Annotated in this window: 10 protein-coding genes; 7 read left to right on the top strand and 3 right to left on the bottom strand. The window is 59.5% G+C overall.

Annotated elements, in window-relative coordinates:
- Positions 1-41: 41 nt before the first annotated feature.
- On the top strand, positions 42-2,840 hold the full coding sequence (gene polA, locus AC2FH8_RS16570; RefSeq protein ID WP_496690281.1) for a DNA polymerase I: 2,799 nt from the start codon (positions 42-44) through the stop codon (positions 2,838-2,840).
- Positions 2,841-2,882: 42 nt separating this feature from the next.
- On the opposite strand, the gene AC2FH8_RS16565 is transcribed toward polA, so the two are convergent.
- Both AC2FH8_RS16565 and AC2FH8_RS16560 read right to left on the bottom strand, forming a co-directional pair.
- A complete protein-coding gene (locus tag AC2FH8_RS16565) occupies positions 2,883-3,113 on the bottom strand; it encodes a DUF2798 domain-containing protein (RefSeq protein ID WP_142638700.1) in 231 nt (76 codons plus the stop codon).
- Positions 3,114-3,184: 71 nt separating this feature from the next.
- A complete protein-coding gene (locus AC2FH8_RS16560) occupies positions 3,185-3,940 on the bottom strand; it encodes a hydroxypyruvate isomerase family protein (RefSeq protein ID WP_496690280.1) in 756 nt (251 codons plus the stop codon).
- Positions 3,941-4,118: 178 nt separating this feature from the next.
- On the opposite strand from AC2FH8_RS16560, the gene AC2FH8_RS16555 reads away from it, so the two are divergent.
- Positions 4,119-5,063 (top strand): DMT family transporter, encoded by a 945-nt coding sequence (locus tag AC2FH8_RS16555; RefSeq protein WP_496690279.1) that lies wholly within the window; start codon positions 4,119-4,121, stop codon positions 5,061-5,063.
- Here AC2FH8_RS16555 and AC2FH8_RS16550 read toward each other — a convergent pair.
- Positions 5,046-5,621, bottom strand: a complete 576-nt coding sequence (locus tag AC2FH8_RS16550) for a DUF1285 domain-containing protein (RefSeq protein ID WP_496690278.1) — start codon at positions 5,619-5,621, stop codon at positions 5,046-5,048. The genes AC2FH8_RS16555 and AC2FH8_RS16550 overlap by 18 nt on opposite strands.
- Positions 5,622-5,685: 64 nt before the next feature.
- Between AC2FH8_RS16550 and AC2FH8_RS16545 the strand changes: the two genes are divergently transcribed.
- The 5 genes from AC2FH8_RS16545 (at position 5,686) to AC2FH8_RS16525 (ending at position 14,884) form a co-directional block, all read left to right on the top strand.
- On the top strand, positions 5,686-6,693 hold the full coding sequence (locus tag AC2FH8_RS16545) for an AAA family ATPase (RefSeq protein WP_271951824.1): 1,008 nt from the start codon (positions 5,686-5,688) through the stop codon (positions 6,691-6,693).
- A complete protein-coding gene (locus AC2FH8_RS16540; RefSeq protein ID WP_496690277.1) occupies positions 6,690-7,565 on the top strand; it encodes a DUF58 domain-containing protein in 876 nt (291 codons plus the stop codon). The genes AC2FH8_RS16545 and AC2FH8_RS16540 overlap by 4 nt, the downstream gene beginning before the upstream one ends.
- On the top strand, positions 7,562-10,324 hold the full coding sequence (locus tag AC2FH8_RS16535) for a DUF4159 domain-containing protein (RefSeq protein WP_496690302.1): 2,763 nt from the start codon (positions 7,562-7,564) through the stop codon (positions 10,322-10,324). Before AC2FH8_RS16540 ends, AC2FH8_RS16535 begins: the two co-directional genes overlap by 4 nt.
- Entirely contained in the window at positions 10,321-12,363 is a 2,043-nt protein-coding gene (locus AC2FH8_RS16530; RefSeq protein WP_496690276.1) for a hypothetical protein, read from the top strand. Before AC2FH8_RS16535 ends, AC2FH8_RS16530 begins: the two co-directional genes overlap by 4 nt.
- A gap of 313 nt (positions 12,364-12,676) precedes the next feature.
- Positions 12,677-14,884 (top strand): response regulator, encoded by a 2,208-nt coding sequence (locus AC2FH8_RS16525; RefSeq protein WP_496690275.1) that lies wholly within the window; start codon positions 12,677-12,679, stop codon positions 14,882-14,884.
- Positions 14,885-14,889: the final 5 nt, after the last annotated feature.

Here is a 14,889-nt window from a genome sequence, read left to right as displayed (position 1 = left end):
CCCTGTGGCAGAACCATCCCTGACCGACAGGGAGCGCGCGCATGAGCAATTTCGGAAAAGGGTGTCACCTTCATCTTATTGACGGATCGGCCTTTATCTTCAGGGCCTATCACGCGCTGCCGCCGCTGACGCGGAAGTCGGATGGGTTGCCGATTGGGGCCGTGTCGGGCTTTTGCAACATGCTGCAGAAATATGTCGAAGGAAACACCGGGCCAGACGCGCCGACGCATGTGGCGGTGATTTTTGACAAGGGCTCTCATACGTTCCGCAATGACATGTATGACCTCTACAAGGCCAACCGCGAGGCCATGCCCGAGGATCTGCGCCCTCAGATGCCCCTGACACGCGAGGCGACCCGCGCTTTTAATATCGCCTGCAAAGAGCTTGAGGGCTATGAGGCCGACGACATCATTGCCACCCTTGCCATACAGGCGCGTGAGGCCGGTGGTCGCGTCACGATCGTCAGTTCCGACAAGGACCTGATGCAGCTGGTCGGCGATGGGGTCGAAATGCTGGATGCGATGAAGAACAAACGCATCGACCGCGATGGCGTGTTCGAGAAATTCGGCGTCGGGCCTGAACGTGTGGTGGACGTGCAGGCGCTGGCCGGGGACAGCGTGGACAATGTGCCGGGGGCTCCGGGCATTGGGATCAAGACGGCGGCGCTTTTGATCAATGAATTTGGGGATCTGGAAACCCTGCTGGACCGCGCCGAAGAGATCAAACAACCCAAACGCCGCCAGACCCTGATCGACAAACGCGCCCAGATTGAGCTGTCGAAAAGACTGGTGCAGTTGGATGAGAATACGCCGCTGGATTTCACCTTAGACGATCTTGAGGTGCAAGACCCTGAACCGGACACTCTGCTGGGCTTTCTTGCTGAGATGGAGTTCCGCACCCTCACCAAGCGCATAGCGGACAAGCTGGGGGCCGAGGCACCGGTGATTGCAGACGCGCCTGCGCCCGTTGCAGATGTGGCCGAGGCTGAAGACATTCCATTCGACGCGTCGAAGTATGAATGCGTCCGCGACGCGGGGGCTTTGCAGAAATGGATAGACCAGGCATATGGGCGTGGCTGGGTTGCAGTGGACACCGAGACCACTGGGCTGAACGAGATGATCGCAGATCTGGTCGGCATTTCGCTCTGCATTGAGGCGGGCGATGCCTGCTATATCCCATTGATCCATCGTCAAAGCGCCACCGACGATCTGTTCGGCTCGGACGCTCTGGCCGAGGGGCAAATGCCGATTGAACAGGCTCTAACACTGATAAAACCGATGTTAGAGGACCCGTCGATCCTCAAGATCGGGCAAAACATGAAATACGATGCCAAGATTTTTACCCGCTATGGCGTGGATGTGGCGCCGATTGATGACACGATGTTGATGTCCTATGCGATGCATGGCGGCGAGCATGGGCATGGCATGGACACCCTGTCCGAGCGTTATCTGAACCACACGCCGATTCCGATCAAACCGCTGTTGGGATCCGGCAAATCGGCGATCACATTCGACAAGGTTCCGATTGATGAAGCGACCGCCTATGCGGCCGAGGACGCCGATATAACGCTGCGTCTGTGGAGACTGTTCAAACCTCAGCTGCATCAGGTTCAGGTAACGACCGTCTATGAAACGCTGGAGCGCCCTCTGGTGCCGGTTCTGGCCGAAATGGAGATGCATGGCATCAAGGTTGACCGCGATGTCCTCAGCCGCATGTCCAACGCGTTTGCCCAGAAAATGGCCGGGTTAGAGGCTGAAATCCACGAATTGGCTGGTGAAAGCTTCAATGTCGGCTCGCCCGCTCAGCTGGGCGAGATTCTGTTCGACAAGATGAGTCTGGAAGGCGGCAAGAAGGGCAAGACCGGTAAATATTCAACCGGGGCCGATATCCTTGAGGATCTGGCGACCGAGCATGAATTGCCGCGTCGGGTGCTGGATTGGCGGCAGCTATCGAAACTGAAATCGACCTATACGGACGCGCTGCAGACCCATATCAACCCCGATACGGGCCGGGTACATACATCCTATTCGATCACCGGGGCGAACACCGGTCGTTTGGCCTCGACCGATCCGAACCTGCAGAACATCCCTGTGCGCACCGAAGAAGGCCGCCGTATCCGCGAGGCGTTCATTGCCGAGCCGGGAAATGTGCTGGTCAGCCTGGATTATAGCCAGATCGAGCTGCGCATTCTGGCGCATATTGCCGATATTCCGGCCTTGAAGCAGGCGTTTACCGATGGGCTGGACATTCACGCCATGACTGCGTCCGAAATGTTCGACGTGCCGCTGGATGAGATGACGCCGGATATTCGCCGTCAGGCCAAGGCGATCAACTTCGGTGTGATCTATGGCATCTCGGGTTTTGGTCTGGCGCGCAACCTGCGTATTCCACGGGCCGAGGCGCAGGGCTTCATCGACCGCTATTTCGAACGCTTCCCCGGCATTCGGACCTATATGGACGACACCGTCGCCTTTGCCAAAGAGAATGGCTATGTGCAGACCCTATTCGGGCGCAAAATCCATACGCCCGAAATCAATGCCAAGGGGCCGCATGCGGGATTTTCGCGGCGGGCAGCGATCAACGCTCCGATTCAAGGCACCGCGGCCGACGTGATCCGACGCGCCATGGTGCGGATGCCGGATGCGATCCATGGGTTGCCGGCGAAAATGTTGCTGCAAGTGCATGACGAATTGCTGTTCGAAGTGGCCGAGGACGCCGTTGACCCGCTGATCGACGCGGCGCGCGACGTGATGGAGGGGGCTTCGGACCCAGCAGTGAAACTGGATGTGAAACTCAACGTTGATGCGGGACAGGGCGCGAATTGGGCCGAGGCGCACTAGCGCCGCCGTTCATCAAGCCCTGCGGGCCCTCTTCGCGGCGGGTCAGCCCTGTGGTCTGACCATGCGGTTGACCATCCGTTGCACGCTGGGGCCCAGCAGTAGGATAACTGTGAACGCGATGGGCCAGGAGAAAACCCATGAGCCCATCCAGTCGCCCAGCGTCGCGGGACCGAAGCCGACGGCCTTGGCCGTGGCGATACCGGTGACGATGCAGGACATCATGCCTGACATGATCAGGCTGAACAGGGCGCGGGCATAGCGGGCAGGGATCATCCGGACATCCTTGGTGTGAGGTGGCAATGATCTGCGCCATTTTTCCGGGTAATACCAGTGCGAGCGGACAATCAAAGGTGCATCCAGCCGAGCGTCTCGGCGGTACGTTGGATCGAGGGCTGATATTCGGCACTGACCCAGCCGGTGTAGCCGCTGTCATCAATCGCTCGGAACAACTCGGCAAAATTCATCTCACCTCGACCGGGCTCTGCGCGATCCGGGGCCGCTCCGATCTGGGCGTGTACGATGCGGTCTTGGTAATCCTTCCAGACTTGCAGCCCGTTGCCATGGATCATCTGGGCGTGGAAGCTGTCATATTGCAGGCCGACATTGGGCCGGTTCACGCTATCCAAAACCTCGGCGGCCAGATCGTAAGAGTTCAGGAAATATTCAGGCTGTGACACCGGGTTGAGCGGTTCGATCGTGAACGGCTGTTGGGGAGCGTGGTCTGCTGCCCATTGCAGGTTTTGAACAAAGCAATCCATCGCATCCGCGCCCGTGGAATATCCCGACATGATGTGGATTTTCTCGGGCCGTAACACCCCGGCATAGCGCAGGACGCGGCGGATGTCGGACTGAAACCGCGCCTCACCGCCGGGAATGGCGGCATATCCGGGGGTGCCACCGGTATAGTTGGGCGGTGGGGCGTTGATCAGCACCAACTCGAGCCCATTGGCCAACAGGGCGCGGCGGGTTTCCTTGGCGGCCAGATCATAGGGAAACAGAATCTCAACCGCTTTGAACCCGGCCTGCGCGGCGGCCTGAAACCGGTCGAGATAGGGCAATTCGGCAAAGAGCAGTGAGATATTTGCAGCGAATTTGGGCATGGATGGCCTTTGCGTGTCTGTTCGCCGGACCATATCGGTCGGGAGATTTCAGCGAAAGGGACTGAAAACGACAGATTGTCGAAAATCGGCCAGATCACCCGGTTTAATTCAGTGACGTTCGGGACAATGCGGCGAATCATTTCTGGCGCCGCTTTGACCAGAGGTATGACCCATGGCAATGAGCCCTGACCCCGTGCGCGGGACCGCTATTTCTATGTCTGCCGACCGCAACTCCGCGTTGTCTGGCAACGGGTTGGCGGTTGCCTCGATGCTTGCATGGGCCGCAGGCTTTCCGGCGGCGGAGGTCTTGTTGCAAAGCTGGTCGCCAGTGGGCTTGCTGGCGGCACGTCTGGGTCTGGCGGTTCTGGTGCTGCTGCCGATCTGGCTGATGCTGGACGGTCCCAGTCGTATTCTAAGGGCCAGATGGGGATGGGCCATGATCGTCGGGGCGTTTGGCTTTGGCTGCCCGATGTTCCTGCTGATCCTGGCGCAAAAGCTGACCGATCCGGTAACCGTCGTCATCATCGCCTCTTGCGCGCCACTAATCGCAACCCTGCTGGAGCTTAAGGCGGGCACACGTCGGCTGAGCTGGAATTTTGGCCTGGGCGTTCTGGTTTCAATTATCGGCGGGCTGATCGCCACTAGCGCCGTCGCCCCGGCGCAGCTGGGCCTTGGGGCCTTATGCGCGGTCGTGTCGGTCGTCTTTTTCAGCTGGGGCAGCATGACCACAGCGCGCGATTTCCCCGAACTCAGCCAGACCGGGCGCGCGACGATCACGTTGATCGGGGGCTTTGCCATGGCCGTGATCTTGTGCTTTGCCGCTGGGTTGCTGGGCATGGAGGTGATGCCTGAGGTTGCCATCGACGTGCAGCAGATCGGGATGCTGGGGATTTACGCGCTGATTTCGCTGGGGCTGAGCCAGATCCTGTTCGTTGCTTCGGTTGGAAAGCTGGGCGTGGCGCTGGCCTCGTTCCATATGAACATCGCGCCATTTTACGTGATGCTGATCATGATTGTGCTGGGGGATGAGTGGAATTCAACCCGCGCGCTGGGCGCGGGCATCGTGGCGGTCGCCGTTGTTCTGGCGCAGGATCGCAGGCCGCGCTCAGCCCAGATCGGCTGAGCGGATCAGCGGAAAGAACTGACCGCCTGACCATACCCCGAACCAGTCTTCATGGTCGGTGCCGATCTCGACCAGCCGGTAAAAGCTTTTGCGGTCAATGCGCGCCTCTAGATTTGCGCGGATCAGGATATAGGGCGAGGGTTCCTGGGTCTTCGGATCAAACTCAACACGGATCGGGTGATCCGGTCCGGCCTTGGCCGTGTCACCCACATGGGTGCTGAAAGTCAAAATCTGCGCCGCGCCTGAGCCTGTGGCATCAATGTCGACAGCGACGAACGGGACATCCTCAACCGTGATTCCCACCTTTTCGACCGGGGTCACCAGGTAATATTTGCCTTCTTCTTTCTTAAGAATTGAGGAAAAAAGCTTCACAAGCTCGAACCTGTTGATGGGCGAGCCTAAATAACTCCAAGAACCATCTTTTGCGATCCTGATGTCCAGATCGCCACAAAACGGGGGATTCCACAGGTGAACAGGGGGTAAATCCCGTGTTTTCGCGGCTTTGACTGATGCCGCAATGCCATCAGGAGAAGGTGTCACAGGGATTTGTCCGCTCATTACTTTTGCCATTTCCTTTTCGCGCGATACACTTCAACCATACTCGTCCACGGAAGGGAAAGTCATGAGCGAACCTGCCGACCTCGTATCCGAGATCGAAGCGCTGGAAACCAAACTGCAAGAGGCCAAGGCCTCGATCACCCGACGCTTTATCGGGCAAGAGCGGGTCGTGGACCTGACGCTGGCCGCGCTGTTATGCGGCGGGCACGCATTGCTGATCGGATTGCCAGGGCTGGGCAAGACCCGGCTGGTTGAGACTTTGTCGACCGTAATGGGCCTGCATGGCAACCGTATCCAGTTCACGCCGGATCTGATGCCGGCTGATATTCTGGGATCCGAGGTTCTGGATACGGCCGAGGATGGCAGTCGCCACTTCCGGTTCATTCCCGGACCGATCTTCTGCGAATTGCTGATGGCGGATGAGATCAACCGCGCCAGCCCGCGCACACAGTCGGCCTTGCTGCAAGCGATGCAGGAACGCACCGTCACCGTCGCGGGCGAGGATCGTGCGCTGGATGAGCCGTTTCACGTGCTGGCCACGCAAAACCCGATTGAACAAGAAGGCACCTATCCGCTGCCCGAGGCGCAGTTGGACCGCTTTTTGGTGCAGATTGACGTAGAATACCCGGATCGTCAGACCGAGCGGGATATCCTTCTGGCCACGACCGGTGTCGAAGAAGACGACGCCCATCAGATTTTCACCAAAGAGGAATTGCTGGCGGCGCAACTTCTGTTGCGCCGGATGCCGGTTGGCGAGTCTGTGGTCGAACTGATTCTGGATCTGGTCCGCGCATTCCGCCCCGGCGAAGCAGGCGTGTCCGATCGTGTGGCCGAAACCGTGGCCTGGGGCCCTGGCCCCCGCGCGGCGCAGGCGTTGATGATGACGGTGCGTGCCAACGCCATGTTGCAGGGGCGACTGGCCCCCAACGCCGAAGATGTTCTTGAGATGGCCCGCCCGGTCCTCAGCCATCGTATGGCGCTGAACTTTGCGGCACGGGCGCGCGGTGACAGTCTGGCCGATCTGATTGACTCGACTGCACTTGGGTTGATCCGAACCGAGGCTGCGGCGTGAATGCCGGGCTGACCCTTCGTGAAAGATCCGAGGCCGAGGCATCTCGGTTGCCGCCCCTGTTGGCGCGGGCGGAACACCTGGCCGGAACCGTCCTGCTGGGTGACCATGGGCGTCGCCGATCCGGGATGGGCGATGATTTCTGGCAATACCGCCCGGCACAGGTTGGCGACAGCCGCCGGATGATTGACCACCGCCGCTCGGCCCGTGGCGATCAACAATTTGTGCGCGAACGCGAATGGCAGATTGCCCAATCGGTGATGCTGTGGGTGGATCAGGGCGCGTCGATGCGCTTTGCCTCGGACGCTTCGCTGCCCACCAAGGCGGATCGCGCGCGTTTGCTGGGGCTGGCAACTTCGATCTTGCTGGCGCGTGGTGGTGAGCGTGTGGGCCTGACGGGCACAACCCTGCCGCCCCGGCGCGGCAATGCCCAGATCATCCGGCTTGCGCAGGCCTGGTCCGAGGATGATCAAGCCGACTATGCGCCACCCGAACACCGCGCCATGATCCCTCATGCGCGGGCGGTGTTCATCTCTGATTTTCTTGGCCCGATGGAAGAGGTTGAACTGGCCCTGTCCAAAGCTGCGGATCGTGGCGTGCGCGGGGTGGTCCTGCAGGTGCTGGATCCCGGTGAAGAGAATTTCCCCTATCGTGGACGCACCATTTTCGAAAGTGTGGGCGGCTCGGCCCGGCATGAAACGCTAAAGGCTTCTGATCTTCGTGACCGATATTTTGCGCGCCTTGCCGAACGAAAGGATGCCTTGATGCGCTTGTGTCGGGTGACGGGATGGCAACTGGGGCTGCACCACACTGGCGACAGCGCACAGGCGGCTCTGTTATGGCTGTATCGCGCTTTGGACGGGGGCAGAGTATGACGGTTTTGGCTGGGATAGGCTTTACCGCGCCCTGGGTGTTGCTGGGATTGTTGACCCTGCCCATCCTGTGGCTGGTCCTGCGCGCTGTGCCGCCTGCGCCGATCCGGCGAATGTTTCCGGCCGTAACGCTGCTGCTGGGGCTGAAGGACGACGAGAGTGTTTCGGATCGGACACCATGGTGGCTGCTGCTGTTGCGAATGCTGGCGGCGGCGGCGATCATTATCGGTCTGGCCGGGCCGGTTTTGAATCCCTCGCGGGATCAGGTGGGTTCGGGGCCGCTGTTGTTGGTGCTGGATGCCAGCTGGGCAGGTGCAAGCGGCTGGCCATCGCTTCAGGACCAGCTTGATACGCAGCTGACCGAGGCCGGACGCGCCGGACGCACGGTGGCCTTGCTCAACTTGACGGAGCCAGAAGCCCCAGTCTTTCAGGCCGCCGAAGCGTGGCGGGGTCGGCTTCCGGGGGTGACTCCGATGCCCTGGCAACCAACTCAGCTGCAGATGGATCAGGTGCTCGATGTGCTGGATCAGCTTGATGGTGGTTTTGATACATATTGGTTCAGCGACGGTCTGGGATTTGCGGGTCGGGAAACGGTTCTGGCTGCGTTGCAATCGCGCGGGGAAGTGACCGTGTACCAGTCAGGCTCGCCTGTTTATGCGATTCTGCCCGCCGCCTATCAGGATGGTGTCATTCAACTGACGACCCAACGCGCCACTGCTGGTCCGGAAAACATCCTGACCATTTTGGCACAGGGGCGCGATCCGGCGGGCGCAATGCGGGTTCTGCAATCCGCCAATGTCGTCTTTGCTGAAGGTGAAACGCTTGCTCAGGTGGAGCTGGCGCTGCCCTCGGAACTACGGGCCAGAATCACCCGGTTCGAGATTCAGGGCCAGCGGTCGGCGGGTGCCGTAACGCTGACCGATGACAGCCTGCGCAGGCGTGAGGTGGCCCTGCTTGCGGGCAGTTTGAACCGTGAAGGGTTAGAGCTGTTGTCGCCGCTACATTATCTGACGCAGGTTTTGGTCCCGACCGCGGATTTTGTCGAGGGCGGGTTGATGGATGTGTTGCCCGCCAATCCGGATGTGATTGTTCTGGCGGATGTGGCGAAATTGGCCGAAGCGGAACAACTGGCGGTGACCGAATGGGTCGAACAGGGCGGGCTGCTGTTGCGCTTTGCCGGGCCGCGCATGGCCGCTAGCGATCTGGGGCGGGATGTCGAGGATACCTTGCTGCCGGTGCGCCTGCGCAGCGGTGGCCGTTCGGTCGGCGGCGCGATGAGCTGGGGTGAGGCCAAAGGTCTGGCCCCGTTCCCCGAAACCTCACCCTTCTACGGGCTGCGCGTGCCACCGGATGTTTCGGTGACCACGCAGGTCATGGCGCAACCAGACCCTAATTTGGCCGATCGGGTGATTGCATCGCTCTCGGATGGCACACCTCTGGTCACGCGCAAGGCGTTGGGGTTGGGGCAGGTGGTGCTGTTCCATGTCACCGCTGATGCCGAATGGTCGAGCCTTCCTCTGTCGGGCCTGTTTGTCGAGATGCTGGACCGGCTCGCCGTTGCCTCGGCTGCGAAATCCCGGGAAGAATCGCAACTACAGGGCACGACCTGGGAACCGCTGCAGGTCATGGATGGGTTCGGAGGTTTGTCGGATGCGGATAACCTGGCCGGTGTCGATGGGGTTGATCTGGCCTCGGGCGCAATCGGGCCGGACCTGCGGCCGGGCCTGTATGAAAGCGGCAAGCAAAAACTGGCGCTGAATGTACTGGATGCGGATACGGTGCTGACGCCAGCCATCTGGCCATCTGATGTGCCGATCAAAGGGCAGGAAATCAGCGCCGAAACGCCGGTCGGGGGCATTTTGCTTAGCCTCGCGCTGATCTTGCTGACAGTGGACGTCATTGCGTCACTTCTGTTGTCGGGGCGACTTGGGCTGGCCCGGGCCGCGGCGATGGCGCTGGGTGCGTTGCTGATTGCACCTGACCTTCAGGCTCAGACGCCCGAGGAAACCGATTTTGCCCTGATGGCAACGCAAGAGCTGGTACTGGCTCATGTCATGACCGGAAACGCGGAGGTTGACGATATCGCGGGCGCCGGGATGCGTGGCTTGGCGCAAACTTTGTTCTTCCGCACTTCGGTCGAACCGGCAGAGCCCATCGGCGTTGATCTGGAACGGGACGAGCTGGCGTTTTTCCCGCTGCTGTACTGGCCGATCACGCCAGAACAGCCGCAACCCTCGGACGAAGCCTATGCCAAGCTGAATGCCTATCTCCGCTCGGGCGGCATGATCCTGTTCGACACGCGCGACGCGGATGTGGCGCGTTTCGGTGCAGCCAGCCCCAATGGCCGCAAGCTGCAACAACTGGCCGCCCCGCTGAATATCCCTTCGTTAGAGCCTGTTCCGGATGACCATGTTCTGACGCGGGCCTTCTATTTGCTGCAGGATTTCCCGGGCCGATATGCCGGTACCGAGATTTGGGTCGAAGCCGCCCCGCCGGATGCGGAACAAATCGACGGCATGCCGTTCCGCAACCTAAACGACAATGTGACCCCGGTAGTGATCGGCGGGAATGACTGGGCCGGAGCCTGGGCCGTCGACCGAAACGGGCAGGCCCTGTTGCCGGTCGGGCGCGGATATGCCGGTGAGCGGCAGCGGGAATTGGCCAATCGGTTTGGCGTCAATCTGGTGATGCATGTGCTGACCGGGAATTACAAATCGGATCAGGTCCATGTGCCTGCGCTGCTGGACAGGTTGGGACAATGACCGGAACCGTTATATTTGACCCTCTGATTCCGTGGCCCGTTCTGATGGTCGTTGCCGCGATTGCCATATCAGGCGTTGTTCTAGCCCTGTGGCGGGGCCTGTCTGGCTGGGCCTTGCGCGGGTTGGCCGCCCTGGTCGTGATCGCGGCCATGGCGGGGCCTGTTTATCAGGTCGAAGATCGCACTCCGCTGACCGACATCGTGGTGATGATCGAGGATGAAAGCGCCAGCCAGACCCTGTCCGATCGCCCGGAACAGACAGCACAGGCCGCTGCCGAACTGGCGGCCGAGATCGACACGCGCGACAATACCGAGCTGCGCCGGATCCGGGTGGCTGACAGCGATGGGGATGAGGGCACACAGGTCATGGCTGCGCTGAACAAAGTCCTGGCCGAGGAACCCCGTGCGCGCATTGCGGGGATCCTCGTGGTTTCGGATGGGATCGTGCATGACGTTGATCAGGCCCCTGACCTGCCTGCACCGATGCACTTGTTGCAGACTGGGCGGGCCAGCGACTGGGACCGCCGTCTGATCGTCCGCAATGCACCGGCTTTTGCCATTATCGGAGAACCGGTCACGCTGACGTTGCGGGTTGAGGATAGCGGCGCAGTTCCTGTTGCGGCTGCGAATGCGCCTTTGGAAATTTCGGTTGATGGCAATGCGCCAGAGCATTTCACCATTCCAATCGGTGTCGATGTCGAGCTACCGGTCAAGCTGTCCCATGGCGGGCGGAATGTCATCCAGTTTACCGTACCAGGCGTCGAAGGAGAGTTGACCGACCGCAACAACACCGCACTGATTCAGATGAATGGTGTGCGCGACCGTCTGCGGGTGCTGCTGGTTTCGGGTGAACCGCATCCCGGTGGACGGACCTGGCGGAACCTTCTGAAATCCGACAGCTCGGTCGATCTGGTGCATTTCACGATCCTGCGACCGCCTGAAAAGCAGGATGGTGTGCCTGTGGACGAGTTGTCTTTGATCGCTTTTCCGACTCGAGAACTGTTTCTGGAAAAGATCAACGATTTCGATCTGATCATCTTTGATCGCTATAAGCGGCGCGGTATTCTGCCTGCGGTCTATCTGGAGAATGTCACCAATTACATCAATGATGGTGGTGCGGTTCTGATTGCGGCTGGCCCTGATTTTGCCAGTGCCGACAGTATCTTCCGCTCGCCGCTGGCGCCGATTCTTCCGGCCCAACCCACCGCGCGGGTCATCGAAGAACGCTTTGTCCCCACAGTTACAGATATGGGGCACCGGCACCCGGTGACGACGGATCTGGGCGATTCCGAGCATTGGGGAGCATGGTTGCGCCAGGTTGATGTCCTGTTCCGATCAGGTGAAACGCTGATGACCGGCGTCGATGACCGGCCGCTGCTGGTGCTAGACCGGGTCGGAGAGGGGCGCGTGGCAATGCTGGCCTCTGACCACGCCTGGCTCTGGAGCCGTGGCTTCGACGGCGGTGGTCCGCAGCTTGAACTGCTGCGGCGATTGGCACATTGGATGATGAAAGAACCCGAGCTTGAGGAAGAGGCTCTGTGGGCCGAAGCAAATGGTCAAATCATGCGCGTCATCCGTCAAACCCTGGGGGATGACGTCGGAACAGTTACCATCACGCAGCCCAATGGCGAGACACTTGAGGTGACGCTGAACGAAGTTTCTCCGGGGCGGTTCGAAGCTCAGATCTTCGGCCCCGAGATTGGCCTCTATCGGCTGCAAGAGGGTGAACATTCGGCGGTAATTGGGTTGGGCCCTGCGGCCCCCAAAGAATTTGAGCGCACGATTGCTACTGATCAGATCCTTGAGCCGGTTCTGGCCGAATTGCGCGGCGGTGTGATCCGGGTCGAGGACGGTTTGCCTTCGATCCGAAATGTCCGCGCTGGGCGGCCAGCATCGGGGCGCGGTTGGATCGGGCTGACCCCGCGCGATGCCTACCAGACCAGCTCTGTAACACAGGCTGGTGTTCTACCGCCCTGGCTGGTGCTTTTGCTGGCCGGCGGTTTCCTTCTGGCGGGTTGGCTGCGTGAAGGTCGACGTTAGGTCATTCGACCACAACGCTGATTGTGGCCCCAACCACCAGCATCAGTCTTGGTAAAGCACCGTTTGAACCGGCTTTGCTGCGTCAGGTTTGTCGTGTAATCCCACACAATTTCTTTGATCTGAGCGCCTGTAGCGCATTCAGATACCGCAGATTTTGCGTTGAGTAGGAAAAGGCAGGTACCGGCGAGGCAGGCAGTTTTGGGCGTTTACGGCCTCTGAGCCTGCATTTGGTCTGTTGCAACAGGCAACGACTTAAACACTTTTTCACGCTCTGTTGGGATGCTGTGGGCAGATTGTACCGGGATCACCTTTGATGAGTCTTGCAACCAAACTGGCACAGGAAAGACGCGCACGGCTTGCCGCTGAACGTCTGCTTGAGATGAAACAAGCCGAGCTATCAGCGGCCAACCGGAAATTGGGCCTGCACGCGATGGCTCTGACTAAACGCATTGGTGAAACGCGGGCCGAGGTTGAGACGGTGCGCGATGAAAATGAAAAAGTTAAATCGGACCTGACATTGGCCAATGCCAAGATCGAAGTGGCCGAACGGCGGCTATGGCATTCGATCCAGACCTTCCCAGACGGGTTTGCATTCTTCGACGAAGAGAGCCGGTTGATCGGGGCAAATGCCTCATATTTCAGCCTGTTTGAGGGGCTGGATGAAGTAGCGCCCGGCATCAGCTATGGCAGAATTCTGGAAACCCTCACGCAGGAGGGTCTGATTGATACCGTGGACGAGGCGCAGGATGATTGGCGCGCCAGGATGCTGGCCCGTTGGAAGTTGTCCAACCCGCCGTCAGAAATCGTCAAGCTGTGGAACGGGCTCTATATCAAGCTGATTGATCAACGCGGTGGCGGTGGCGATGTGGTCAGCCTTGCGCTTGATATAACCGCCTCGGTCCGGCATCAGGCCGAACTGACCGCTGCGCGCGAACGGGCCGAGGCCGCAAACCGCGCGAAATCTGCATTCCTGGCCAATATGAGCCATGAAATCCGCACGCCCATGAACGGTATTGTTGGCATGACCGAGTTGATGACCGAAACCGCGCTGGATGAAGAACAACGGCTCTATCTCAACACGATCCGCAATTCCGGTGAAGCCTTGCTGGTGATCATCAACGATGTTCTGGATTACTCGAAGATTGAGGCGGATAAGCTGGTCCTGCACCCCGAACAGTTCGATTTCGAACGCTGTATCCTTGAGGTGGCGATGCTGCTGCAGCCCAGTGTTCGTGACAAGGGCTTAAGCCTTTTAGTCGACTATGACCTGTTTTTGCCAACTCTGTTCGTGGGCGATCCGGGCCGGGTACGTCAGGTCTTGACCAATCTGGTTGGCAACGCGGTCAAGTTCACCGCGGAAGGGCATGTCTTGATCCGCGTCACGGGGGTCCCCCGCGCGGAGGCCCAGGCCTGTGATATTCATGTTGCCATAGAAGATACCGGTATCGGTATTGCCGAGGATAAAGCGGCGCATATCTTTGGTGAATTCAATCAGGTCGAGGATGAACAAAACCGACAGTTTGAAGGGACCGGGTTGGGTCTGGCCATCACCAAACGACTGATCAAATTGATGGACGGTGCCATCTGGGTCGAAAGCGAGCCGGGCCAGGGGTCCTGTTTTGGATTTCGGATAACGCTGCCGACGGTCGAAGGTCCGCAACCTGCCCCCCCGAATCTGGAAGGATGTCTGCGCCATGTGGTCGTGGTTGAAGATCTGGCTGTCAATCGAGCGATCCTGTCAAAGCAACTTGGTCGCCTGGGTGCCAAGGTTACCGAATGTACCACCGGAACCGAGGCGCTGGCTACGCTTGATGACACGGTAGATCTGGTGCTGTGCGATCACGATCTGCCGGACATGGATGGGCTGGATTTGGCGGCCACGATAAAGGGTCGGGGGTGGACGGATACCTCTGTCGTGGTCATGTCGGCCAATCCCGGCGTGATTCATGCTCATCCGGCCTGCGAGCTTATTGACGGAGTGTTGCAAAAGCCGATCCCTCGTTCAGAATTATATGCACGTCTGACCGCTCTGGGACGATCAGCGGATTCGATATCGAATGGTTCCGACACGCAAAACCCAACGGTTGCGCAGGTCAGACCGATTGCCGGGGATCAAAGGCTCATGCGGGTTCTGGCTGCTGAGGACAACAAGACCAACCAGCTGATCCTGCGCAAGATGGTCAAGGATCTGAACATTGATCTTCGCTTTGCGGGCAACGGGCTTGAGGCGGTCGCCGCCCATCTGGAATTCGACCCGGATTTGATATTCATGGATATCTCGATGCCCGGAATGGACGGTAAACAGGCCACAGGTGAAATCCGCCGCCGCGAGGTTGAAACCAATCAGCACGTCCCGATCGTTGCCCTGACCGCACATGCAATGAGCGGAGATGACCAGGGTATTTTATCGGCTGGATTGGACTACTACCTGACCAAACCGCTGCAAAAACAGAAAATCCACCAGATGATCCTTGACCATCGGCCAGACGGAACGCAACCGGTTCTTGATGACGAAACCTGAGCGAT

This window comes from Ruegeria sp. CDSC025 (assembly GCF_059610805.1).
Note: the sequence above shows the minus strand (reverse complement) of the source record. Positions and strands in the feature narration are given on the sequence as shown.